The organism is Sphingosinicella sp. LHD-64 (assembly GCF_031157375.1).
In the GTDB taxonomy this organism is placed as follows: Bacteria; Pseudomonadota; Alphaproteobacteria; order Sphingomonadales; family Sphingomonadaceae; genus Allosphingosinicella.
In genome coordinates this window covers 163645-186688 of record NZ_JAVIFV010000004.1, presented here as the reverse complement: position 1 = coordinate 186688, position 23044 = coordinate 163645, and the positions used below count along the sequence as shown (strand labels likewise).

The 23044-nt window shown below is 69.9% G+C and carries 20 protein-coding genes; 15 read left to right on the top strand and 5 right to left on the bottom strand.

Annotation, left to right across the window (positions count from 1 at the left end; translation table 11 throughout):
• The first annotated feature begins 58 nt into the window (after positions 1-58).
• Both RCO27_RS14350 and RCO27_RS14345 read left to right on the top strand, forming a co-directional pair.
• Positions 59-2641 carry a TonB-dependent receptor gene (locus tag RCO27_RS14350; protein WP_309003383.1) on the top strand — a complete coding sequence of 861 codons (2583 nt, stop codon included), beginning with the start codon at positions 59-61 and terminating at the stop codon, positions 2639-2641.
• The gene (locus tag RCO27_RS14345; protein WP_309003382.1) at positions 2635-4746 is read left to right on the top strand and encodes an Atxe2 family lasso peptide isopeptidase; all 2112 of its coding nucleotides are present in this window, start codon (positions 2635-2637) and stop codon (positions 4744-4746) included. The genes RCO27_RS14350 and RCO27_RS14345 overlap by 7 nt, the downstream gene beginning before the upstream one ends.
• On the opposite strand, the gene RCO27_RS14340 is transcribed toward RCO27_RS14345, so the two are convergent.
• Genes RCO27_RS14340 through RCO27_RS14330 form a run of 3 tightly spaced genes read right to left on the bottom strand, consistent with a single transcriptional unit; the run spans position 4716 to position 7307 of the window.
• Positions 4716-6461, bottom strand: coding sequence for an asparagine synthase-related protein (locus tag RCO27_RS14340; protein ID WP_309003381.1), 1746 nt, complete (start codon positions 6459-6461; stop codon positions 4716-4718). The genes RCO27_RS14345 and RCO27_RS14340 overlap by 31 nt on opposite strands.
• Complete coding sequence (locus RCO27_RS14335) at positions 6458-7117, bottom strand: lasso peptide biosynthesis B2 protein (protein ID WP_309003380.1); 660 nt, start codon at positions 7115-7117, stop codon at positions 6458-6460. Before RCO27_RS14335 ends, RCO27_RS14340 begins: the two co-directional genes overlap by 4 nt.
• 58 nt (positions 7118-7175) lie before the next feature.
• Positions 7176-7307 carry a benenodin family lasso peptide gene (locus tag RCO27_RS14330; RefSeq protein WP_309003379.1) on the bottom strand — a complete coding sequence of 44 codons (132 nt, stop codon included), beginning with the start codon at positions 7305-7307 and terminating at the stop codon, positions 7176-7178.
• A gap of 466 nt (positions 7308-7773) precedes the next feature.
• On the opposite strand from RCO27_RS14330, the gene RCO27_RS14325 reads away from it, so the two are divergent.
• From RCO27_RS14325 to RCO27_RS14295, 7 genes are all read left to right on the top strand, one after another.
• Positions 7774-7965, top strand: a complete 192-nt coding sequence (locus RCO27_RS14325) for a hypothetical protein (RefSeq protein ID WP_309003378.1) — start codon at positions 7774-7776, stop codon at positions 7963-7965.
• A complete protein-coding gene (locus RCO27_RS14320; protein WP_309003377.1) occupies positions 7965-10586 on the top strand; it encodes an NAD-dependent epimerase/dehydratase family protein in 2622 nt (873 codons plus the stop codon). The genes RCO27_RS14325 and RCO27_RS14320 overlap by 1 nt, the downstream gene beginning before the upstream one ends.
• 36 nt (positions 10587-10622) lie before the next feature.
• Positions 10623-11246 (top strand): hypothetical protein, encoded by a 624-nt coding sequence (locus tag RCO27_RS14315; RefSeq protein WP_309003376.1) that lies wholly within the window; start codon positions 10623-10625, stop codon positions 11244-11246.
• A 224-nt stretch (positions 11247-11470) separates the two neighbouring features.
• Positions 11471-13306 (top strand): copper resistance system multicopper oxidase, encoded by a 1836-nt coding sequence (locus RCO27_RS14310; RefSeq protein ID WP_309003375.1) that lies wholly within the window; start codon positions 11471-11473, stop codon positions 13304-13306.
• Positions 13303-14640 (top strand): copper resistance protein B, encoded by a 1338-nt coding sequence (locus RCO27_RS14305; protein ID WP_309003374.1) that lies wholly within the window; start codon positions 13303-13305, stop codon positions 14638-14640. Before RCO27_RS14310 ends, RCO27_RS14305 begins: the two co-directional genes overlap by 4 nt.
• On the top strand, positions 14631-15266 hold the full coding sequence (locus RCO27_RS14300) for a hypothetical protein (RefSeq protein ID WP_309003373.1): 636 nt from the start codon (positions 14631-14633) through the stop codon (positions 15264-15266). Before RCO27_RS14305 ends, RCO27_RS14300 begins: the two co-directional genes overlap by 10 nt.
• 57 nt (positions 15267-15323) lie before the next feature.
• Positions 15324-15671: a hypothetical protein gene (locus RCO27_RS14295; RefSeq protein ID WP_309003372.1), complete on the top strand. Its 348-nt coding sequence runs from the start codon at positions 15324-15326 to the stop codon at positions 15669-15671.
• Between the two features lie 41 nt (positions 15672-15712).
• On the opposite strand, the gene RCO27_RS14290 is transcribed toward RCO27_RS14295, so the two are convergent.
• Positions 15713-16198, bottom strand: a complete 486-nt coding sequence (locus RCO27_RS14290) for a DUF4440 domain-containing protein (RefSeq protein ID WP_309003371.1) — start codon at positions 16196-16198, stop codon at positions 15713-15715.
• 238 nt (positions 16199-16436) lie between these two features.
• Between RCO27_RS14290 and RCO27_RS14285 the strand changes: the two genes are divergently transcribed.
• The 6 genes from RCO27_RS14285 (at position 16437) to RCO27_RS14260 (ending at position 22211) form a co-directional block, all read left to right on the top strand.
• Positions 16437-16712, top strand: a complete 276-nt coding sequence (locus RCO27_RS14285) for a hypothetical protein (protein WP_309003370.1) — start codon at positions 16437-16439, stop codon at positions 16710-16712.
• Positions 16709-17167, top strand: coding sequence for a periplasmic heavy metal sensor (locus tag RCO27_RS14280; RefSeq protein ID WP_309003369.1), 459 nt, complete (start codon positions 16709-16711; stop codon positions 17165-17167). The genes RCO27_RS14285 and RCO27_RS14280 overlap by 4 nt, the downstream gene beginning before the upstream one ends.
• Entirely contained in the window at positions 17151-17729 is a 579-nt protein-coding gene (locus RCO27_RS14275) for an RNA polymerase sigma factor (RefSeq protein ID WP_309003368.1), read from the top strand. The genes RCO27_RS14280 and RCO27_RS14275 overlap by 17 nt, the downstream gene beginning before the upstream one ends.
• A gap of 300 nt (positions 17730-18029) precedes the next feature.
• A complete protein-coding gene (locus RCO27_RS14270; protein WP_309003367.1) occupies positions 18030-20738 on the top strand; it encodes a TonB-dependent receptor domain-containing protein in 2709 nt (902 codons plus the stop codon).
• A 16-nt stretch (positions 20739-20754) separates the two neighbouring features.
• On the top strand, positions 20755-21471 hold the full coding sequence (locus RCO27_RS14265) for a PepSY domain-containing protein (RefSeq protein ID WP_309003366.1): 717 nt from the start codon (positions 20755-20757) through the stop codon (positions 21469-21471).
• The gene (locus RCO27_RS14260; RefSeq protein ID WP_309003365.1) at positions 21468-22211 is read left to right on the top strand and encodes a PepSY domain-containing protein; all 744 of its coding nucleotides are present in this window, start codon (positions 21468-21470) and stop codon (positions 22209-22211) included. Before RCO27_RS14265 ends, RCO27_RS14260 begins: the two co-directional genes overlap by 4 nt.
• An 8-nt stretch (positions 22212-22219) precedes the next feature.
• Here the strand turns inward: RCO27_RS14260 and hutC are convergent, their stop codons facing one another.
• On the bottom strand, positions 22220-23017 hold the full coding sequence (gene hutC / locus RCO27_RS14255) for a histidine utilization repressor (protein WP_309003364.1): 798 nt from the start codon (positions 23015-23017) through the stop codon (positions 22220-22222).
• Positions 23018-23044: the final 27 nt, after the last annotated feature.

Sequence of the window (23044 nt, the reverse complement as noted above, 5' to 3'; positions counted from 1 at the left end):
TGCGCCGTCAAGCCCTTCCGCAAGCCGGCCACATCCGCGCCGGCGAGGAGGGGTGATCATGACATTTTCCAAAGGGGCGCTGCGCGCCACCTGCCTGGCCGCCGCCGCGGTCGCGACGGGCATCGCCGCGCCGCCGGTCGCGGCGCAGCGCGAGACGGTGCTCGCCTACGACCTGCCGGCGCAGGACCTCGGCGATACGCTGCGCGCAATCGCGCGCCGCACCGGCCCGGACATCCTGTTTCCGGCCGAGGCGGTGGCCGGGCGCCGGGCGCCGGCCCTGACCGGCCGGTTCACGCTCGCCCAGGCGCTGCGCGCCGTCCTCGCCGGCAGCGGCCTCGTCGCCGAGCAGCGGGGCGGCGCGACATTGATCCGCGTCGGCGCCGATGCGGCGCGCGACCCCGCCCCCGCCAGCGCCCCCGACGGCGCCATCACCATCACCGGCACGCGTATTCGCGGCGGCGCGAGCGCCTCGCCGGTGATCGTCTCGACGCGCGAGGCGCTGGCGGAGGCCGGCGTCGCCGACCTCGGCGGCTTCGCGCGGATGCTGCCGCAGAATTTCACCGGCGGCCAGAATCCCGGCGTGGTCGGCTCCGGCCAGGGCGGCCAGAGCAATGTCAACAATTCGACGACGCTGAACCTGCGCGGCCTCGGCCCCGACGCGACGCTCACCCTGATCAACGGGCACCGCGTCGCTTATGATGCGGCGAACCAGGGCATGGACATTTCGGCGATACCGCTGGCCGCGGTCGAGCGGATCGAGGTGATCGCCGACAGCGCGTCGGCCCTCTATGGCTCGGACGCGGTGGCCGGGGTCGCCAACATCATCCTGCGGCGCGATTTCGACGGCGTCCTTACCAGCGCCCGGTTCGGCGCCGCGACCGACGGCGGCAACGTCCAGCAGCAATATAGCGCGGTCGCCGGCACGCGCTGGTCGTCCGGCGGCGTGATGGCGGCGGTGGACTATAACCGGTCGAGCGCGATCCTCGCACCGCAGCGCACCTACACAAGGGGGCTCGACGATTCGGCGACGATCCTGCCGCGCCAAAGTCAGGCGAGCGCGGCGCTGGCCGGCCATCTGCGGCTGACCGAGAGGATCACGTTCGAGTTCGACGCGCAGGCGAGCTTGCGCCGGTCCAGGAAGACCAACGTGTTCTTCACCGACACCGACGTGTTCGAAAACGGCCTGATCAACCGGCCCCGCGTCGCCACCTATTCGATCACCCCGAGCCTGCGCGTCGCCCTGCCGTCGCGCTGGGAGGGGCGGGTCAGCGCGACCCAGGGCACCAGCCGGTCGGAGCTGCGCACGCGCTTCTTCTTCGGCGGGGTCGAGACGCCCGGCCGCGTCATCTATGAAAATACGCTCCAGACGGCCGAGGTCGCGGCCGAGGGACCGCTGTTCCGCGCGCCCGGCGGCGCCGCCCGGCTGGCGATCGGCGGCGGGGCGCGGCGGGTCTCGCTCGACGTCACCACCGCGACGCGCAGCTTCACCGAGGCGCGCGACATCCGCTTCGCCTATGGCGAGCTCTCGGTGCCGCTGGTCGGCGAAGCAAACAGGCTGCCGCTGGTCGAGCGGCTGCGGCTGAGCGCGGCACTGCGCTACGAGCGCTATCAGGGGATCGACGCGGTCACGACTCCCAAATTGGGGCTCGTCTACGACCCGCACCGCGACGTCACCATCCGGGCGAGCTGGGGCCGCGCGTTCAAGGTCCCGACCTTGTTCCAGGTGAACCAGCTGCGCGGCGCCTCGCTGTTCGACGGCAGCCAGTTCACGCCGTCGCCGGTGCCGGCGCTGCCGCCGGGCGCGACCGTGCTGGTGCTGGACGGCGGCAATCCCGACCTCACCTCCGAGCGCGCGACGACCTGGACGGCGACCCTCGAGCTGCGGCCGCGCGTCCTGGCAGGGCTGCGGCTCCAGGCCAGCTGGTTCGACATCCGCTATCGCGACCGGGTCGCCGAGCCGCTTTCCGGCCTGTTCAGCGCCCTGGCCAACCCGATCTACCGCGAGCTGATCCGCTTCAACCCGCCATCCGCCGAGGTGGCGGCACTGGTGGCATCGTTGCCGCTGCCGCTCGAGAACCTGACCAGCGCGCCGTTCGACCCGGCCCGGGTGGTCGCGATCGTCGACGCCTCGCTGCGCAACGCCGCGCGCGAGCGGGCCCGCGGGGTGGACGTCCTGGCCGACTATCGCCGCGACTTCGGCCCGGAAGACAGCCTGACGCTCAGCCTGGCGGGGAGCTATCTCGCCAGCGACCGGCAGCTCAGCGCCGGCCAGCCGATCGTCGAACGGGCCGGGCGCATCTTCAACCCGCCCCATGTGCGGGCGCGCGCCGGGGCAAGCTGGCAGCATGCCAATGTCAGCCTCAGCGGGGCCCTGAGCTATGTCGGCGGCACGCGCGACGACCGCTCCCGGCCGTTCGAAGAGGTCGGCGCCTTCGTGACCCTCGACGCGGTGGCCCGGATCCGGCTGACGGCCGCACGCGGGCCGCTCGAGGGTCTGGAGATCCGGCTCACCGCGCTCAATCTGCTCAACGAACAGCCCGACCGCATCCGCAACGCCGACCCGGCCGCACCGCCCTTCGATTCGACCAACCAGTCGGCGGTCGGCCGGTTCGTCGGGATCGCGGTGTCGCGGCAATGGTAGGGCCATCGCTGTTCACGATCGCGGCGCTCGCCGCGACGCCGGCGAATGCCGCCGCCGGTCCGCCGGCATCGCCCGGCATGTGTGCGCTACTCCTGCCGCCTGCCGATATCGCGGCGATGGCGCCGCGGCCGCCGACGGCTGAGGACCTCGTGCGCCTGCGCGACATCGGCCCGCCCGACGTGGCACCTCCCGGCGCGCGGCTGCTCGCTGTGTCGCCCGACGGCACCCGGGTCGCGTTCCAGCTCGCCCGGGCCGATCCCGACGCGAACGGCCATTGCCTCGCCATGCTGGTCCAGGACCTGCGGGGCGGCCCGCCGCGAGTCGTCGACCAGGGCGGCGCGCGCATCCAGGTCCGCTACGACTTTCGCGGCAAGGCGGCCTTTCCGACCGGCATCGCGGCGGTGATCACGCCGCACTGGTCGCCGGACGGACGCTGGATCGCCTTCCTCAAGCGGACCGACGGCACCGTCCAGGTGTGGCGGGCCTTTGCCGACGGCAGCGGCAGCGCGCCTCTCACCCGCAGCCCGGTCGACGTCGAGGATTTCCGGATCGCGCCGGACGGGCGGGGAATCGTCTATGCGTCCCGGCCGGCGCTCGCCGCCGCCTACGCCGCGATCGCGCGCGAGGGCCGCTCCGGCTTTCATTATGACGAACGCTATGCGCCGACGGCCGGCTCCCGCCCCTTCCCCGCCGCGCCGGTGCCGACCGAGACCCAGGTCGTCGACATCGCGACCGGCGCCGTGCGGCCGGCGCGCCAGGCCGAGGCCGGGCTGCTCGGGGCGCCCGACGATCCCGACGGCGCGCGCGATCCCGTCCGCGCGCCGCATGGTGCGCAGGCCTGGATCGACCCGGCGTCGCGGCCGGTCGTCGAGGACGCCACCGGCCGCCGCCTGGTCTGCACCGCGCCGGCCTGCCGCGACGCCGAGCGGCCCTGGTGGGTGGCGGGCGAGCGGCTGCGCTTCCTGCGGCGCGAAGGCTGGGCGCGGGGCGCCACGGCGATCTACGAATGGACGCCGGGCGCCGGACCGCCGCGCCGGCTCCATCTCACCCGCGACAAGCTCGCCGACTGCGTGCCCGCGGACACGCGGCTCCTGTGCCTGCGCGAAGGCGCGCTCGTGCCCCGACGCCTCGAATGGCTCGATCCGGCGAGCGGCCGGCGCGACATCCTGTTCGATCCCAATCCGGAATTCGCCCGCCTGCGGCTCGGCCAGGTGGAGCGCCTCGAATGGACCAATGCGTCGGGCCTCGAGACGATCGGCGATCTCGTCCTGCCGGCCGGCTACCGGCCGGGCCGGCGCTATCCGCTCATCGTCGTCCAGTATGACACGCGCGGCTTCCTGCGCGGCGGCACCGGCGATGAATATCCGATCCAGGCCTTCGCGGCCCGCGGCTATGCGGTGCTGAGCGTCAGCCGGCCCGAATCGATCGGCGAGCGCGAGGGCCACGACGAGATCGCGATCGGCCGCGCCAACCTCGCCGGCTTCGCCGACCGGCGCAGTGCGCTCTCCTCGGTCGAGACCGGGGTCAGGATGCTGATCGCGCGCGGCATCGCCGATCCGGAGCAGATCGGCATCACGGGCATGAGCGACGGCGCGACGACCGCGACCTTCGCGCTGCTCCACGGCTCGCTGTTCGCGGCCGCGGCGATGAGCAATTGCTGTCTCGATACGACCCTGCCGCTCCGGGTCGGGCCGGCCGCGGCGCGCTATTTCCACGCGGTGGGCTATCCGCGACTGACCGACGACGGCGCCGCCTTCTGGGCGGCGCTCTCGCTGTCGCGCAATGCCCGGCGCATCGCGACGCCGATCCTGCTCCAGGTCTCAGACGACGAGTTCCTGAGCACGCTGGAGAGCTACACCGCTTTGCGCGAGGTCGGCGCGCCGATCGACATGTACGTCTTTCCGGACGAGCATCATGTCAAATGGCAGCCGGCGCACCGGCTCGCCGTCTATCGCCGGGCGCTCGACTGGTTCGACTATTGGCTGCGCGGCCTCCGCCCGGCGTCGCCCGCGCACCAGGCCGAGCTCCGCCATTGGGACCGGCTGCGGCAGGAAAACGACCGGCGGACGCAAGCTCAGGAGGCCAGGTCGCGCGACAGCCAGTGATCGAGCCAGGCCTCGGCGACCAACAGTTCCTGGAGGCGCACTGGTGCATCCTCGGGCATCGGCCGCTCCTCGGCGAGCACGGCTTCGAGCGCGGCGCGATCGACGAGACTCTGGGCGGCCAGCCGACCGCCGAGCAGGCGTTCGCGGATCGGGGCGCGGCAGGCGTGGATCAAGGCGGCGCTGAACCCGTCGGGACCGCCCTTGACCCGGCGGGAGACGATGGCGTCCGGCAGCCTGCCCGCGAAGGCGCGCCGCGCGACGGCGCGGTCGATGCCGCCCGCTCGCCAGGCCCAGCTCGGAATGGCGAGGCACAGTTCGACGACCGGCTGGGAGAGCAGCGGATGGAGCACCGGCGCGCGCGCGGCGCGCATCGGCTCCAGGCTCTGCTGGCTGCGCAGCAGGCCGGCAATATGGGCGAGCTGGCCGGGCAGCGCGCCGGGCGGCGGTGCGAGCCAGGGATGGCCGGGACGGGTTGCGCCGAGCCCGGCGAGGAGGTCGGGATGGAGGAGGTCGGGGCTGACATGCCAGCGATAGGGCCGCGGCCAGCGCCGCCGCAGGTGCAGCGCGCGCCGCGCCGCATCAAGCGGTCCGCAGCCGGTCAGGCGGCAGGTGTCGACGAGCGTGTGGAACAGGCCCGTGCCGAGGCCCTCGCGCAGATAGCGATCGACGATCGGCGAGGCCGACTGGGAATGGGCGAAGACATTGTCGCCGCCATGACCGGTCACGAAGGCATCGATGCCATAGGCGCGCGCGGCGACGAGATGGGCCCGCTCATAAGCGAGCGCCTGGGTCCGGCCGACCGGACGCGGCAGGTGCGCGTTCAGGGGTTCGGCGATGTCGACGTCGCCTCGGTCATAACGCGTCTCGCGCAAGGACAGGCCGAGCGCGGCGCACAAGGCGCGGGCATAAGGCCGCTCGTCGCCGCGCGGATCGTCCGAATACATGGTGAGGCACCGGATCTCGTGGGTCGTGCCGGCAAGGCAGGCGGCGACGATCGAGCTGTCGAGCCCGCCGGAGACGCTGAGCAGCAGGCGGGGAAAAGGCGCCGTCCAGGCGCCGACGCAGGCCGTGACGCAGCGGGCCAGCCGCTCGGCAAGCTGCACCGGATCGGGCGGCAGCGCGCTCGCGACATGGTTCCAGGGCGACCAGCAGGGCGCGGTCTCGTCGCCGTCGCGGGCGAAGCCGGCCAACAGCTCGCCCACGCCTTCGAGCGCCGTCTCGGCAACCGGCAGGCCGTTCGCATGGAGGTGGCGGGCGAGCGCGGGCCAGTCCACGACGGGGCGAAGCCGCGCGGCCGTGCACAGGAGCGCGGCGTCGGACGCGAATAGCGGGGCCGGCCCCAGGCGCGCGACATAGCAAGGCAGCGCGCCGGACGGGTCGCGCAGCACGCGCGGCGGACCCGGGCCGCACAGCAGCGCCACATAGCCGCCCCAGCAGGATTTGAGCAGGCGCGCGCCGCGACCCTCGAGCAGGCCCGCCGCCTCGTCCGGAGCGAGCGCGTCGATTCTCCGGGCCGGGCCATGGCGATGGAAGAGCGCGCCCAGGATCGCGCCCTCGCCGGCGAGCGGCAGGACCGGGCAGTCGGGGCTTGCCAGGACGGCGGCGCGGGGATGGTTGAACCGGACTGGAAGGCCGGTGCGCACGTGCAAATCCTCGGTCAGGCCGGCGCCACCGGGCCCCTCCGGCCGCAGCGCAATGAGATAGGAGGGCTTCACCGGACCGCCAGGATCGGCGTGTAGACGCGGACCTGCTCATAGTCGCCGACCAGCACCTCGTCGCCGAGCTGGACCCAGCAATGGGCGGTGAACGGGTCGAGACGCACCCCGAAGACGAGATCGGCGCGCACGCCGTGGCGGCGGCAGACCGAAAGGAGGGCCAAAGCGCGCGGCAGGCAGCGGCCGTCGACGCGCAGCCAGGCACCGGCGATCGCGAAGGCGGCGGCAATGCGGCGCGCTTTCTCCCGCGCCGCTTCGCCGTGCAGGCCGGGGCGCCGGCGATCCGCCTCGATCCGCCCCACGATGTCGGCCAGGCGATAGCAGCGCAGCAGCGCCATCGCCTTGTAATGCGCAGCGAAGGCCGCGACGAGCGCGGCCGGGGGCGCGGCAAGCGGCGATCCGGCGAGCAGATCGCCGCGCGCCGGCCGGGGCGCCGGCCGCGGATCACCGCTACCGGATCCGGCGGGAACCAGCACGCGTTGGTCGATGAGGGCTTGGACCGCCCGGTCCGGCCGGTCGTCGCCGGCCAGCATCCGCTCGAAGGCCGGCTGCACGCACGGCGACAGGCAGAAATAGCGGTCCGCCGCCAGGTCGAGGAAGACGATGCGGCCGGCGCAGCGGCACCAGGAGAGGCCGCGGCGGATTTTGAAGGGCATGACGGGCCTGCCGGGAAACGGGCGCGCGCCCGCGGAAGCGAACGCGCGCCAGCGCGTTTCAGTCGTCGGTGAGGCCGGGGAACGCCCGCTTGGCGCCCTCCTGATCCTCCTTGGTCACGAAGCCGCCCTTGGTCTCGACGCTGACGGCGCCGAGCTCGATCAGGCTCTCGTTGTGATGTTCGCGGTTCATGGCTTGCTCCTTCACATGAATCGTCATGGCCATGACCCCGCCAAGCTGCGCCTCCCCAGGCTATAAGGGGAGTATAATCGCCAAATAATCGCTTCGCCTGCGTGCTCGGGAGCGAGGGGCGCGGCGTCGGCCGGGTCCGCCGGGCACGGGGTCGCCGGCCGACGGCGAGGCCGGGTGTCGAGACCATGCTTGGACATGTGCCGCCGCCTTTAGCCGTTGGGCCTGGACATGTGCGGCGGCCACCCGGCCGCCGGGGCGCGCCGAAACGGAAATTGGGGCCGAAAGCCGCTTTTGCGTGGGCGGGGCCGGACCGCCTCACGCCCTTCGACCGCGGTCCCTCGCCAACCGATACGCGCCGGCGCGGCCGAGCCCTCGCTCCGTCCCTGCCAGCCTGACGGGCGGCGCCCTGAGGGGTTGGCGGCGCCCGCGCGTAATCCTCAAGGCAACGGTCCGGGAGGACCTCTTCATGTCCGATGACGATCGGGTCTATTTCGAGCGCAGGGCGGAGCAGGAGATCGAGTGCGCCCGGCGCTCGAGCAACCGGCATGCCGTTGCCGTCCACTATGCCCTTTCCGAGCTCTATCTGGCGCGGGTCGCGGCCGCGAACGGCGGCGCAAAGCCCCCGTCGCGGTTCGCCGGCCGCACGGAGGAAGATTGATGGCACAATCCGACCGCACCGATCGGACGAGCGGCCCGCAACAGCCGCACGGCGTCGTCCTCGTCACCGGCGCGAGCGGCTTCATCGGATCGGCGGTCATCGCTCGCCTGGCCGGCGCTTATGAGATCGTCGGCCTCGACCGGGCCGGCCCGCCGGCGCCGCCCGAGCCGGCGATCGCGGTGGATATCGACCTGAGCTCCGACGCCAGCGTCCACGCCGCGCTCGAGCAGGTTCGCGCGCGTTTCGGCGGGCGCATCGCCTCGGTGGTCCACCTGGCCGCCTATTACGACGTCTCGGGCGAACCCAATCCGCTCTACGACGAGATCACGGTGGCCGGGACGGGCCGGCTGATCGACGCGCTGCAGTCGTTCGAGGTCGAGCAGTTCATCTATGCGAGCACGATGCTCGTCCACCGCCCGACCGGCAGGCCCGAGGCGCGGATCGACGAGGATTCCCCCCTCGATCCGCGCTGGCCCTATCCGCAATCCAAGGCGAAGGCGGAAGCGCTGCTGCATGCGCGGCGCGGCAAGGTCCCGGTCGTGTTCCTGCGCATCGCCGGTGTCTACGAGGACGAGGGCCGGGCGCCGTTTCTTGCCGAGCAGATCGCCCGGATCTACGAGCATCGGCTGACCTCGCATTTTTATCCGGGCATGCTGTGCGCGGCGCAGTCCTTCCTCCACCGCGACGATCTCACCGACGCGATCTCCCGGCTGGTCGAGCGCCGCAAGGCGCTGCCTTCGGAGCTGCCCCTGCTCCTCGGCGAGCCCGAGGCGCCCGGCTATGCCGAAATCCAGGACATCGTCGGGCGCCAGCTGCACGGCGAGGACTGGGCGACGCTGCGCATTCCGCAGCCGCTCGCCAAAGCGGGCGTCATGCTCCAGGACCAGGCACTGGGCAGCGAAAGCTTCATCCGGCCGTGGATGATCGAGGCCAGCAACGACCATTATATTCTCGACATTTCGCGCGCCAAGGCACTGCTCGACTGGGCGCCGGCGCATCGCCTGCGCGCCACGCTTCCCGACATGATCGAGGCGCTGAAGCGCGATCCGCAAGGGTGGTACAAGGCGAACAAGCTCAACGCCAATCTCGTCGCCTGGTACAAGAAGCCGGTCTCCCATGACGGTCATTCGGAGGGGGCCGGCAAGACCGCCCCGGGCGCCAGCCCGACGGCCCATGGCGCCGACGGGCCGGACCCGCATGACGGCCATATGGCGATGATGGCGCGCGACGAGCGGCGCTCGCGCTGGGCCCATTTCGCCAATATCGGGCTCGGCCTGTGGCTGGCGTCGAGCCCGTTCATCTATGACGCCTTCTCAACCCAGGACGTTGCCGAGACGGTCCGGGCGGTGACGATCGAGCGTGGGCTCGCGCCGATCGAATGGCGGGCGGACATGCTCGCGATGAGCGATATGGTGAGCGGCCTCGCGCTCGCCCTGCTCGGCGCGGCCTCCCTGTCGAAGCGCACCCGCTGGTGGGGGCAGTGGGGCGCGGCCTTTGTCGGCATCTGGCTCCTGTTCGCGCCGCTGCTGCTGTGGAGCCCGTCGGCGGCGCAGTACAATACCGACCTCATCGTCGGCGCGCTCGCCATCGCCTTTGCGGTGGTGGTGCCGATGATGCCCGGGATGAGCATGGCCGGGATGATGGATCCCAAGACCATCCCGCCCGGCTGGACCTATTCGCCGTCGACCGACGCGCAGCGGCTGCCGATCGTGGCGATGGGTCTCGTCGGCCTCGTCATCTCGCGCTATCTCACCGCCTACCAGCTCGGGCATATCGACGGCGTGTGGGAGCCGTTCTTCGCCGGCGCGGCGGCCGATCCGCGCAACGGCACGGAGGAGATCATCACCTCCTCGGTGTCGCAGGCCTGGCCGATCCCCGACGCCGGCCTCGGCGCAATCAGCTACCTGCTCGAAATCCTGATGGCGGTGATGGGCACGCGCGATCGCTGGCGCACCATGCCCTGGATGGTGACCTTTTTCGGCATCCTCGTGATCCCGCTCGGCGTCATCAGCATCTATTTCATCATCATCCAGCCGATCATGATCGGGACCTGGAGCACGCTGGCGCTGATCGCGGCGCTCGCGATGCTGATCATGGTGCCCTTCGCCATCGACGAGGTGATCGCGATGGGCCAGTTCCTCTATTGGGCCCGCTGCCGCGGCAAGCCGCTGGTGCGGACCTTCTTCAAGGGCGACGCGGTCGAGGCCGGCGCGCCGGACGATACCGACATGATGGCGAGCCCGGCCATCTGGTGGGCGGATGCGATCCGGGGCATGACCCTGCCGCGAACCTTGTTCCTCACCATTCTCATCGGCCTCTTCCTGATGCTGACCCGCCCGATCTTCGGCACGACCGGGGCGATGGCCAATAGCGACCATGTCGTCGGCGCGCTGCTGGTGACCGTGTCGATCATCGCGACCTGCGAGGCGGTTCGCGCCTTGCGCTTCGTCAACACCCTCCTGGGCTTCTGGCTGATCGCGGCGCCCTTCTGGCTGGACGGCGGCGGGACGACCGCCACCATCGCCTGCGAGATCTTGGGCCTGCTGGTGATCTGGCTCAGCCCGCCGCGCGGCAACCGGAGCCGGGAGCATTATGCCGGCTGGGACCGCTTCGTCATCTAACCCGGCCGCGCGCGGCCGCAGACAAGGGGATGGATCATGGGACTGACGTCTGAACAGGTGCATTGGCTTTATGGTGCCGCTTTGATCTTCGTCGCGGCCGTCCTGCTGCTGCGGGCCGGCGACATCGTCAGGCGACCCTGGCCCGATTTTCTCGTCGGCGGAGCGTTGCTCGTCTTTGGCCTGGCGCTGGTGTTCGATCCCTGGCTCCATGGCGAAGCCGCGCCCGGCGATTATGGCGCGGAGACGGCGCAGCATCTGCTGCTGGGTCTCGCGCTTCTCGTCGCATCGGCGCTCGAACTCTATCGCGCCGCCAGCGGGCGCCAGGCCTTCGCGTGGCGCCTGCCCCTCATCCTGGCCTTGATCGGCGCGAGCCTGATCTTCGCCCTCCATGCCCAGCACGACGCCGCCGCGCCGATGGTGCTGCTCGTCACCCAGCACCGGTTCATCGCCGCGACCCTTCTCGTTCTGGCGCTGGCCGTCGCGCTCGCGCCGACCGGCGGCGCGCGCCTGCAGAACCTGGCGACGCCGCTCATCGTGCTGCTGCTCGGCTTCCAGTTCCTGCTCTATACCGAAGGCAATTCGCTGCTCGGCATGCCGGACCATGAGGCGCTCGCCGGCGGGGCGATGCACGACGGCGCCGCGGGCGGATCGCATCCGTGACTCCGCGGGTGCCGGTCCATGAAACAAAGCATCTTTCTCCCCGTTCGAGGCAAGGGCCAGCGTCCCGAGCCGCGTATAGGTCTGCAATAGCCGTTTTGGGCGACGCTTTGGCGCCACCGGATATTGCGCCGCCGGCCGGGCGCGCCCGCCAAGGCGGGTCGCATGGCCGGCAAAATCGGATCGTGTGTCGCGTGCATGCCGCGACATCTGTGGGATGGAGTTGAATGAACGACATGATGGATCGCCGGACGCTGCTTCGCGCCGGAGCGCTCAGCGCGGCCAGCCTCGGCCTTGGCGGCCTGTTTCCGGCCTGGGCGCAGAGCGGCACGGCCGGGATCGCGGCGGACATGCCGACGCTGTCGGGCGAGGACATCCGCCTCACCATCGGCCATGCGCCGTTCACCACCGGCGGGCGCACCGGTCACGCCGTGACCATCAACGGCACCGTGCCGGCGCCGCTCATTCGCCTGCGCGAGGGCCAGAACGTCCGCCTCCGCGTCACCAACACGCTCGACGAGGACACCTCGATCCACTGGCACGGCCTCATCCTGCCGTTCCAGATGGACGGGGTGCCGGGGGTCAGCTTTCCCGGCATCCGCCCGCGCGAGACCTTCACCTACGAGTTCCCGGTCCGCCAGTCCGGCACCTACTGGTTTCACAGCCATTCCGGCCTGCAGGAGCAACAGGGCCATTACGGCCCGCTGGTGATCGATCCCGCCGGTCCCGACCCGGTGGCCTATGATCGCGAGCATGTGATCGTGCTCAGCGACTGGAGCTTCCTCCACCCGCACCAGATCATCACCAAGCTGCGGCAGCAGGGCGGCTATTTCAACCGCAACCGGATGACGCTGGCCGGCCGCGCCTCGGGCCGTCGCGACCAGCAGATGCCCGCCGCCGACCGCGCGATGTTCGCGCAGATGCGGATGGACCCGACCGACATCCTCGACGTCAACGGCACGACCTACACGTTCCTGATCAACGGCCACGGCCCGGACGAGAACTGGACCGGACTGTTCCGGCCCGGCGAGCGCGTTCGTCTCAGGATCATCAACGCCGCGGCGATGACCATCTTCAACGTCCGCATCCCCGGCCTCCCGATGTCGGTGGTCAACGCCGACGGGCAGAATGTGAGGCCGGTCACCGTCGACGAGTTCCAGATCTCGGTCGCCGAGACCTATGACGTCGTCGTGCAGCCCGGCGAAGACCGCGCCTATACGTTCGTTGCCGAGGCGATGGACCGCTCGGGGCTCGGCCGGGCCACCCTGGCGCCGCGCCTGGGCATGACCGCACCGGTGCCGCCGCTGCGCGAGCGGCCGGTCCTGACCATGCGCGACATGGGCATGGACATGGGCGGCATGGACCATGGCGCGCCGCCCGGGGCGCAGGGCGGATCGATGCCCGGAATGAACCATGGATCGATGCAGGGCATGGATCATGGCGCCGCGCCCGCCGCGGCCCCGGCCGGCGCCGCACCGGACGGCGCGATGGCCGCGATGGGCGGCCACAGCATGCGCGACCCGGCCAACGCGCCGCAGGTCCGGCTCGGACCCGGCGTCGACATGATCGCGCCGATGCCGCAGGACCGGACCGGCGATCCCGGCCTCGGGCTGGACGATGTCGGCCACAAGGTTCTGACCTATCGCGACCTCGTCGCTTTGACGCCCGGCCCCGACCAGCGGCCGCCCGCACGCACCGTCGAGATTCACCTGACCGGCAACATGGAGCGGTTCATGTGGTCGTTCGACGGCGTGCGCATGAGCGAGGGCGCCGAGCCGATCCGCTTCGAGCGCAACGAGCGGGTGCGGGTGAAGCTCGTCAACGACAGCATGATGGCGCATCCCATCCATCTTCACGGCCATTTTTTCGAGATCGTGAACGGGCATGATGGCGCGCAGCCGCTCAAGCATACGGTGAACGTCCTTCCGGGCGGGTTCGTCCGGTTCGATCTCACCGCCGACGCGCCCGGCGACTGGGCGTTCCATTGCCATCTGCTGTTCCACATGCATGCCGGGATGATGCGTGTCGTGTCGGTCCGTCCGCTCGATGGAGACGCCGCATGACGCGCTTTCTAGTTCTTCTCGCCGCCTCCGTGTCGGCGCCGGCGATCGCGCAGCATAGCGGCCATGCCATGCCGGCCTCCCCGGCCGCTGAGGCGCGGCCCCAGGCGGGCGGTGCACAGGCGGCGCCCTGCCCGCAGGCCGGTCCGGCCGGACAACCGGGTCATGCCGGCCACGGCGCCCAGGCTGCCCCGGCGCAATGCCCGCCCGCGCCGGCGGCCAACCCGCATGCCGGCCATGCCATGCCGGCCGGCACGGGCGGCCAGATGCCGCAAGGCCATGACATGGGCGCGATGCCGACGGGCCGGACCGGGACGCCGCCCGCCACGGACCCGCATGCGGGCCACGCCATGCCGGGGACGCCGCCGCCTACCCCACCCATGTCCGGCCATGACATGAGCCGGATGGGGGGCGCGAACCCGCCTTCGCCGCCGGCCGCCGATCCGCATGCCGGGCACGACATGAGTGGCGCCCAGCGCCCGCCCGCGCAGATGCCGGGACATGACATGGGCAATATGCCAGCCCAGCCGTCGGCGCCGGCCGGCCAGATGCCGGGGCACGACATGGGCGCGATGGACGCGGCCGATCCGCCCGTCGCGCCGCCGTCCCCGGCCGCGCTCGCCGGCCCGGCCCACGCCGCCGACACCGTCTATCCGGGCGGGGAGATGGTTGTCGCGCGCGACATTTTCCTGACCGAGCACGGCTCGATCCGCTCCTACCGTGTCCTCGTCGATCAGCTCGAAGCGCGCATCCAGAACGGTCGCGACGGCTACGCCTGGGATGCCCAGGCCTGGTATGGCGGCGCGATCAACCGCCTCTGGCTCAAGACCGAGGGCGAAGGGACCTTCGGGGAGACACCCGAACAGGTCGAGGTCCAGGCATTGTGGAGCCGGGCGCTGGATCCCTGGTTCAACCTGCAGGCGGGCGTTCGCTACGACATCCGCCCGGAGCCGAACCGGAGCTATCTCGTGCTCGGCATCCAGGGACTGGCGCCCTATTGGTTCGAGGTCGACGGCGCCGTCTTCGTGTCGCAGAAGGGCGACCTGTCCGCGCGTTTCGAGGGGGAATATGACCTGCGGATCACGCAGCGGCTGATCCTCCAGCCCACCGCCGAGTTCGACCTTTCCTTCCAGGACGTGCCCGAGCTTAACATCGGCTCCGGTCTGTCGACGGCCGAGGCGGGGCTTCGCCTGCGCTACGAGTTCGTGCCGGAATTCGCGCCCTATGTGGGCGTCCAATATGAGCGCGCCTTTGGCGACACGGCGCGGTTCAGACGTCTCGCCGGCGACGACGTCGGCGGCTGGAGCTTTCTCATGGGGGTAAGAACATGGTTTTGAAACGCCTGACCGCGCGTCTTGCGCTGCTGATGTTGCTGCTTTTCGCCGGCTTCGCGGCGGCGACCATACCGGCCGTCGCGCACAAGAATCACAACGAGCAGGCCGAAGCCAAGGCCGCCGACGCTCCGGCGAATGCGATGCCGGGCATGACCATGGACGGCACGATGTCGCCCGGGCACGACATGGCCGAGGAGGCGCCCAAGACCTGGCCGGGACGGATCCTCGACTGGGCCGGGCGCATGCACCCGTTTGCCGTCCATTTCCCCATTGCCCTCATTCCGGTCAGTTGGCTTGCGCTGATCATCGCACGACGGCGCGGCGATACGGTCGACCTCATTCGGGGCATCCTCATCTTTGCCGGCGTCGCCGCCTTCGGCGCGGCCTTGCTCGGATGGCTGAATGCCGGCTTTTCGCTGTCGGCGCGACCGCTGCTGGAGTCCCATCGCTGGGCGGGAACCGGCCTTGGCGTGATCGGCGCCGCCATCGCCCTTCTGGCCTGGCGCAAGGCGTCGGTGGTGAACAGCCGCGCCATGGTCTGGACGCTCGGCCTCGTCACCCTCGCTTTGCTCGTCCAGGGCTGGCTGGGCGGGGCACTCACGCACGGGCTCGAGCATATGATGATCTGAGCCCCGCGCACGCACCCAGCAACATTTCAGAATCGCACATCAGACGGGAGACGAACAATGAAACGGATCATCGCGGCGCTGGCCCTGGCGGCTCTGCCGGCCCTTTCGGCCTGCGGCGGAGCAGATGAGGCCAATCAGGCGTCGCAGGACGACATCAATCGACTGGCGACATCGAACGAGAATTTGACGACCGATTTCGCCCCCGCCGAACCGGCCATGCCCGCGGAGACCAACATGCCGGCCGAGCCGGACCATGAGGCGGCCGCCGAACCGCGGACTGCGGAGAAGAGCGCGACGCCGCCGCGCGAGCGGCCCGCGCCGCCCGCCAAGGCGCGGCCTGCGCCGCCGCCCACCGACCCGCATGCCGGTCACGACATGGGCAACATGGCCAACATGTCGCATTGAGGATCGGCCGGGGCTCTGCAGCCGGAGCCCCGGCCGATCGACTAGTTGCTTGCGGCGGGCCGTCGCGGCGCCCGGGACGAGCCATGCAGGGAGACGATGCGCCAGACATTGCCGTCCTTGCGCAGCACGCTGGTGGTCACGCCGCGGCGCTCGACCGGATCGCCTTGCGCGGGCTCGATCCGAAAGCCGTAGCTCTCCGTCGCCAGCGCGACCGGCCCTTCGAAGCGAATGTCGACATTGACCTCCGAGAAGCGGAAGCTGCGAAAGGCGCGAAGCTCCGGGCCCAGATGATGGCTGAGATAATTGGTGTAGGAGCCTTCGACGCCGCCATTTTCGAAGATCTGCGAATCGGCGACGAACAGGCGCTCCGTGCCACTGGCATCGAGCCGCTCGATGGCGGATCGATATTCGCCAAGCACGGCCGTCACCGCGGCCACGTCGGCGGCGCGGGACGTTTCATGGGCGTTGGCCGATTGCGCGGCCACCAGGCTGACCGCGGCCATGGCCCCGGCGATGAACATATGCATCAAAGCGTTCCCCTTGTTGTAGCAGCGCACGCGGCGCCGCGGTTGGTCGATCGCACCCGTTTGACAACGCGCAGGCGCGATCCGGCGATGCGGCCATCATGCCGACACCGGTCCCACGCCTCTATACGCAGCCGGACGGGCCTTCCCTGACCTCACCCGAACGGTGCTGGCGGCCGCGAGGGCGAGGGCGCGGCGACCCGGGCGCGTATTATCAATGCCCTGCGGGGCGGAGGTGAAGATGAACGACGATATCAACCGCGCCCTGGACGTGCTTTCCAGACAGCCCGTGCCGCAAGCCCTGGCCCGGATCGACGCGACGGTGCTCGAGCGGATCGCCGAGCTGGGCCCGCGGCTTCGCGAGATCCCGACGCGCTATGCTGCCGGGATGGCCGTCGCCGCGCTCGCCATGGGGATCGTCGGCGGCGCCCTGCCCGGCCGCGCGACCGCCCCTGAGCCGGCGCTCTATCCGCTGACGTCGGCACATCTGACGCCGTCGAGCCTGCTGTCCGAATGAGGACGACCGGCAGGTTCGGCCGCACCCTCGTCATCCTCGCCGCCGTGGCGTTTCTCGCCGCTTTGGCCGGCGTGCTGGTCGGTCGAAGCCTGCCCGATCCACGGGCCGAGCAGGCCACCGCCTTGCACAAGCTGCTCCACGACCAGCTCGATCTCGATCCCCAGCAACGCGTCCGGATCGCGGCGCTGGAGGAGCGTTTCGCGGTCCGGCACCAGGCGCTGGAGCTGGAGATCCGCGCCGACAATGCGCGGCTCGCGGCCGCCATCCAGGCGGAGCATGGCTATGGCCCGCAGGTGACGGCCGAAGTCGACCGGTCGCATGCGGTGATGGGGGACCTGCAAAAGGAGACGCTCGCCCATATTTTCGCGATGCGCGCGGTCCTGCGACCCGACCAGGCGGAACGGTTCGATCGCGCGGTGGTCCAGGCGCTCACCGCCAATGCGGACCCGGAATGACGTGGATCGCGAGCAATTTACCGATGGCGAACTTGCTGCACTCGCGCTTGCCGGCCGGCAGACCGCCTTCGCCGAGCTCATGCGGCGCCACCGCGAACCGATCTTCAGGCTGATCCGCGGCTATGTCGGCAATCCCGACGACGCGCTCGACCTGGTGCAGGAGTGTTTCACGTCCGCCTATCTCCATCTCGACCGGTACGACCAGGCCCGGCCGCTGCGGGCCTGGCTGTCGCGCATCGCCATCAACAAATGCCGCGACTGGGCGCGCCGCCGCACGGTCCGCAGGCTGCTGTTCGGCGCGAGCGCGCTGACGCAGGCCGCTGCCGAAGTGCCCGATCCGGCCCCCTCGGTCAGCGAGCGCGCGGCCGACAAGGAGGAACTGGAGCGGCTGTGGCGGGCCATCGCCGACTTGCCCCAGGCGCTCAAGGAGCCGCTCATCCTGCGCACCATCGAGGGGCTCTCGCAGGCGGAAACCGCGCAGGTGCTCAAGATCAGCGAGAAGGCGGTCGAAACCCGACTCTATCGGGCCCGCAACAAGCTCGCCCAATATCGCGCGCGTTGACCGACGATCGTCCGCGCGGCGGAGTTCCTGCCGCGAGGCCAGGCGCACCTTCGACCTCGCCCTGCCCGCTGCGTCGCATCGCGGCCGGTCGGCCCGTCGCGGCCACCTTTGGTCGATTCCCTACAAAATAAACGTCGCGGCGCGTGAGGGGTTCGGCTTGGCGGCGCGTATTACCAGTGCTTTTTGCGCCTCCCGCAGCCCGCCTAAGCTATTGAAATAAAAGCAAGAATCTGACTTGACCTGTATATACAACTGATGCTCTTTGCCCGAAAACAGAATGGACAGACAGGGAGAATGGATATGAAGGCAAGGACGGCTCTTTTGCTTGGAACGGCTTTGGCGGCCGGCGTGGCCGCGCCGGCTATGGCGCAAGCGGACCCCCCGGCGACGCCCGCGCCGGCCGAAGGCGCGGACGCCGCGGCGGGCGACATCGTCATCACCGGCTCGCGCATCCGCCGGCAGGACCTTGCCGGCGTCGGTCCGGCCACGGTCATCTCCGCCGAGCAGATCGAGAATACCGGTCTCGTCAATATCGAGACCGTATTGCAGCGCCTGCCCGCCAATGCCGGCTTCGCCGGCAACCAGACCTCGGCTTATTGGGCCAATAACGGCTATGGCACGGCGCAGGTCAATCTGCGCGGCCTCGGCATCAAGCGCACCCTGGTCCTGCTGAACGGGCGCCGCCTCGTCGCGGGCGGCACCGGCGCCAACTCGTCTCCCGACCTCAACATGATCCCGGTCGTCGCCCTCGCGCGCACCGACGTGCTCAAGGACGGGGCCTCGGCGATCTATGGTGCGGACGCGATGGCGGGCGTGGTCAATCTGGTGACGCGCACCGACTATGAGGGCCTGGGCATCAGCGCGCGCTACGGGCTCACCGAGCGCGGCGACGGCTCCGACCTCACGGTCGATCTCCTGTGGGGCCTGCGCAACGATCGCGGCGGGTTCCTGGCCGCCGTCACCTATCAGCGGACCCGCGCGGTCAACATGGCAAGCCGCGCACCCTGCTCGCTCGCCGAGACCACCCCCGGCACGCTCGCCTGCGTCAACAGCGCCGCGACGATCGGCGGCCGCGCCGTGCTGCCGAACGGGCAGCAGATCAACTTCAACCAGGTCGCCGGCGGCGACGGGGATTTCTACGAGCCCTACAGCGCCGCCAAGCACAATTTCAATTCGAACCCGTTCCTCAATGCGGTGAGCCCGGTCGAGCGCGTCAGCACCGCCTTCTTCGCCAATTACGACGTCACCGACGATATCGAGGCGTTCGGCGAGTTCCTCTACACCTTCCGCAAGTCGCGGCAGATCGCGACGCCGGGGGTGCTGCGCAACCTCGCCATCCCGGCGAGCAATCCGACCAACCCGACGGGCCAGGACATCGTCCTCATCCAGCGCCGGCTCGCCGAGCCGGGGCCGCGTCAATTCTTTCAGGACACCGACACCTGGCAGGGCACGCTCGGGCTGCGCGGCCGGCTGGAGAATGGCTGGTCGTGGGAGGTCGCGGGCAGCTTCGGGCGCAACACCGCGGTCGACGGCTCGACCAACATCGCCAATCTCGAGCGGGTGCGCAACACGCTGGACACCAGCCAGTGCAGCCTGGCGGCGGGCGCGGCCATTCCGTGCGGCGACTATCTCGGCTTTGGCGACCTGACGCCGCAGGTGCTCGACTATATCCTGTTCACGTCGCGCGACCGGGGCGGCAACGAGCTGGCGAGCGTCACCGCGGACCTCACCGGCGACCTCTTCCGATTGCCCGCCGGGCCGGTCTCGTTCGCCGCGGGCGCGGTCTATCGACGGGAGAAAGGCTGGCGCGACCCCGATCCACTAACCGTGCTCGGCATCGCCAACACCAACCAGCAGGATCCGATCTCGGGCTCGAGCACGGCCAAGGAGGGCTATCTCGAACTGTCGGTGCCGGTGCTCGCCGACATGCCCTTCGTCCGGGCGCTGACGCTCGGCGGCGCGATCCGCTATTCGGACTATGATCTGTTCGGCGGCGACTGGAACTACAAGCTCAGCGCCAACTGGGTGATCAACGACGCCATCCGGCTGCGCGGCACCTACGGGACCGGCTTTCGCATTCCCAATGTGCCGGAGCTGTTCGGCGGGGTGTCGGAAGGCAATCTCACGACCACCGACCCGTGCAGCCGCTATGCCACGAGCGGCAATGCGACGCTGATCGCCAACTGCCAGGCGTCCGGCGTTCCCACCAACTATGTCCAGCTCGGCACGACGATCCTGACCACGGCCGGCGGCAACGAGAATCTGCGGCCGGAAAGCTCGCAGACCTGGACGATCGGGACGGTGATCCAGCCGCGCGGCCTGGTGCCCGGCCTGTCGCTGACCGCCGACTGGTTCGACATCGATATCCGCGACGCCATCCGGGCGATCCCCGGTTCGACCAAGCTCGCGGTCTGCTATGCCAGCACCAACCTTTCGAGCGAGTTCTGCGACGATTTCACGCGCAGCGCGCTGACCGGCGAGGTCACCTATCTGTCCGCCCAGCCGATCAACACCGGCCGCGAGCAGATGAACGGGCTCGACCTCGGCCTGGTCTACAACCGGACGATCGGCGACGTCGCGATCAGCCTCGATCTCAACGTCACCTGGCTCAACAAATATGTCGTCCTTCCCTTCCCCGGCGGCGACCCGATCGATTTCGACGGCTTCATCGGCGGGGGCAATGGCGGCTATCCGAAATGGCGCGGCTATGGCGTGCTGACGGCCGAGCGCAACGGCATGAGCCTGACCTGGTCGACCCAGTGGATCGGCCGGGCGACCGACTTCAACGCGGCGCCGGGCGACATCGGCTATCGCACGCCGAACGTCTTCTATCACAACCTCCAGGTCGCCTTCGAACTCGACGAGCGGACCCGCTTCCAGATCGGCGTCGACAACCTGTTCGACAGGCGGGCGCCCTATATCCAGAGCTTCACCGACGCCAACACCGACACGATGACCTACGACCTGCTCCGTCGCCGGTTCTATGTCGGCTTCCGCACCGCGTTCTGATCGGGGAGGCGGGATCATGGCAAAGGTTCGATGGCCGCTCGTCGTCAGACGGTTCCACAAATGGCTGGCCCTCATCGTCGGCGTCCAGGTCGTCTTGTGGACGGTGACGGGGGTCTACATGGTGGTCGTCCATATCGACACGATCCATGGCGACCATCTCGTGCGCGCGCCCATCGCCGAGCCATTCGACCTCGCCGCCGTGACGCCGCCGGCGCGGATCGCGGCGGCGGCGCCAGGGGCCTCGGAACTGCGTCTCCAGCGGCTGCTGGATCGCCCGGTCTGGCGGGTCGAGACGCCCGATGGCGCCGCGCTCTACGACGCGGCATCGGGTGCGCGCCTCGCGCCGCTCGCCGAGCGGGCCATCCGGACGCTCGCGCGACGCATCTATGCGGGTCGCGGCGATATCGTGGCGGTCCGCCTGCTGACCGAAGCGCCGCTCGAGATGCAATCGCGCGCCCCGCCTTACTGGCAGGTCGAGTTCGAAGGCTGGAACCGCCCAACCTTGTACCTGTCACCGATGACGGGCGAGCTGATCTCGCGCCGGCACGCATTGTGGCGCGTCTTCGACTTTGCCTGGATGCTCCACATCATGGACTATGAGGACCGCACCAACGTCAACAACCCGCTCCTCAGGATCGCAACCTGGAGCGCGCTGGCGATGGCGCTGAGCGGCGCCTGGCTGCTCTTGTGGTCCTTCCCCCGACGCAAGAAGAAAAAGAAGGCGGCCGCATGAAACGCATTCGCTTGTCCCCGCTCCTGTTCCGCCGCATCCACAAATGGGTCGGACTGATCCTCGGCCTCCAGTTCGTGCTCTGGGCGTTCAGCGGCTCGATGATGGCGTTGCTCGACATGGACGAGGTCGGCGGTCATGACATGGCCATGGCGGCGGCGCCGCCGCTTCCGGCCAATGCCGCCTTCATCGATCCGGCGGCGATCCCGGGCACGGGGCCGGTGTCGGGGGTGACCCTGCGCAATCTCGCCGGCCGGCCGGTCTACGAACTGCACACCGCCCGCGGTCTGCGCCTTGCCGACGCCACCAATGGCGCGCCGGTGACGGTCGATGAACGGATCGCACGCGCGGTCGCCAATGGCATGAACGGCGCGCCCATCCGCAGCGTCGAGGCGCTCGCGCGGCCCAATCTCGAGGCGCGCGAGCATGCGGGGCGCATGTGGCGCGTGAATTTCGCCGATGAGGCCAACAGCAGCGCCTATGTCTCCGCCGAGACGGGCCGTTTCCTGGTGATGCGGGGCGATACGTGGCGCACCTGGGACTTTTTCTGGATGCTCCACAATATGGACTATGTCGGCCGCACGAGCTTCAACCATCCGCTGATCATCTTCGTCGGATTGAGCGCGCTCTGGCTGTCGGGAACCGGCTTCTACCTCTTGTTCAAGAGCTTCGGGCGGGCGGACTTTCGCTGGCTGCGCCGGCGCCGGCCGGCGCCCAAGAAGGGGCCGGCGCTCGCGCCCTGACGCGGCGGCTATCGATCGACCGAGAAGGCGGCGGAGAGTTCGAACCGGCTGGCCGGATGGGTCAGCCAGGCATGGGAGACGAGCCTGGCGCGGCTCCATGTCCGGCGCGTCATGACCAGGACCGGCTCGGCATGTCCAAGGCCGAGCATGGCGCGGACCCTTGCGTCCGGCATCGCGGCCGTCACGCGGTGCTCGAAGCGCTCCAGCGGCGCCATGCGGGTCAGATATTCGTTGGGCGTGGTCTGCGTGAAATCCATCTCGCCATAGTCGGGCGCGATCGAGGCCAGGACGAAACGCTCTTCCAATTGGATCGGCAGGTCGGCCTCGTGGTGCACGATGACCGAGTGGAACAGGTGGGTGCCGACGGACACCTCGAGCAGCGCCGCGGTCTCGGCGGTCGCCTTCTCGCCGGCATTGTGCACCACCGTCGCCCGATAGGCGTGCCCGCGCGCGCGTATCTCGTCGGCGATGTTGCGGATCTCGATCATCTGGCCGATCGGCTTGGGCTCGGCGATGAAGGACCCGATCCCGGCGCGGCGAACCAGCAGGCCGGTCCCCTGGAGTTCGCGCAGCGCCCGGTTGGCGGTCATGCGCGAGACGCTGAAGCGGGCGACGAGCTCGGCTTCGGACGGGACGCGATCGCCCGGTTTCAGCGTCCCGTCGCGCACCGCATCGGTGAGGAACTGCTTGATCGCGGCATAACGTGGCGAGGGCGGACCTTGCCTGTCCTCGTCCCCGGCCTTGCGGCCGTTTTCGGCCGACGGGGAAGAAGCGAAGGACGCGAGCCCGGCATCGAGATTTCTCATCGTCCGTCTATATTGTCTCGATCTGCC

What these genes read in the sequence shown, in the direction of transcription:
- RCO27_RS14350 (WP_309003383.1), top strand. Translation starts at nt 59, where the DNA reads ATGACATTTTCCAAAGGGGCGCTGCGCGCCACCTGCCTGGCCGCCGCC.
- RCO27_RS14345 (WP_309003382.1), top strand. Translation starts at nt 2,635, where the DNA reads ATGGTAGGGCCATCGCTGTTCACGATCGCGGCGCTCGCCGCGACGCCG.
- RCO27_RS14335 (WP_309003380.1), bottom strand. Translation starts at nt 7,117, where the DNA reads ATGCCCTTCAAAATCCGCCGCGGCCTCTCCTGGTGCCGCTGCGCCGGC.
- RCO27_RS14330 (WP_309003379.1), bottom strand. Translation starts at nt 7,307, where the DNA reads ATGAACCGCGAACATCACAACGAGAGCCTGATCGAGCTCGGCGCCGTC.
- RCO27_RS14325 (WP_309003378.1), top strand. Translation starts at nt 7,774, where the DNA reads ATGTCCGATGACGATCGGGTCTATTTCGAGCGCAGGGCGGAGCAGGAG.
- RCO27_RS14320 (WP_309003377.1), top strand. Translation starts at nt 7,965, where the DNA reads ATGGCACAATCCGACCGCACCGATCGGACGAGCGGCCCGCAACAGCCG.
- RCO27_RS14315 (WP_309003376.1), top strand. Translation starts at nt 10,623, where the DNA reads ATGGGACTGACGTCTGAACAGGTGCATTGGCTTTATGGTGCCGCTTTG.
- RCO27_RS14310 (WP_309003375.1), top strand. Translation starts at nt 11,471, where the DNA reads ATGAACGACATGATGGATCGCCGGACGCTGCTTCGCGCCGGAGCGCTC.
- RCO27_RS14305 (WP_309003374.1), top strand. Translation starts at nt 13,303, where the DNA reads ATGACGCGCTTTCTAGTTCTTCTCGCCGCCTCCGTGTCGGCGCCGGCG.
- RCO27_RS14300 (WP_309003373.1), top strand. Translation starts at nt 14,631, where the DNA reads ATGGTTTTGAAACGCCTGACCGCGCGTCTTGCGCTGCTGATGTTGCTG.
- RCO27_RS14295 (WP_309003372.1), top strand. Translation starts at nt 15,324, where the DNA reads ATGAAACGGATCATCGCGGCGCTGGCCCTGGCGGCTCTGCCGGCCCTT.
- RCO27_RS14290 (WP_309003371.1), bottom strand. Translation starts at nt 16,198, where the DNA reads ATGCATATGTTCATCGCCGGGGCCATGGCCGCGGTCAGCCTGGTGGCC.
- RCO27_RS14285 (WP_309003370.1), top strand. Translation starts at nt 16,437, where the DNA reads ATGAACGACGATATCAACCGCGCCCTGGACGTGCTTTCCAGACAGCCC.
- RCO27_RS14280 (WP_309003369.1), top strand. Translation starts at nt 16,709, where the DNA reads ATGAGGACGACCGGCAGGTTCGGCCGCACCCTCGTCATCCTCGCCGCC.
- RCO27_RS14275 (WP_309003368.1), top strand. Translation starts at nt 17,151, where the DNA reads ATGCGGACCCGGAATGACGTGGATCGCGAGCAATTTACCGATGGCGAA.
- RCO27_RS14270 (WP_309003367.1), top strand. Translation starts at nt 18,030, where the DNA reads ATGAAGGCAAGGACGGCTCTTTTGCTTGGAACGGCTTTGGCGGCCGGC.
- RCO27_RS14265 (WP_309003366.1), top strand. Translation starts at nt 20,755, where the DNA reads ATGGCAAAGGTTCGATGGCCGCTCGTCGTCAGACGGTTCCACAAATGG.
- RCO27_RS14260 (WP_309003365.1), top strand. Translation starts at nt 21,468, where the DNA reads ATGAAACGCATTCGCTTGTCCCCGCTCCTGTTCCGCCGCATCCACAAA.
- hutC (WP_309003364.1), bottom strand. Translation starts at nt 23,017, where the DNA reads ATGAGAAATCTCGATGCCGGGCTCGCGTCCTTCGCTTCTTCCCCGTCG.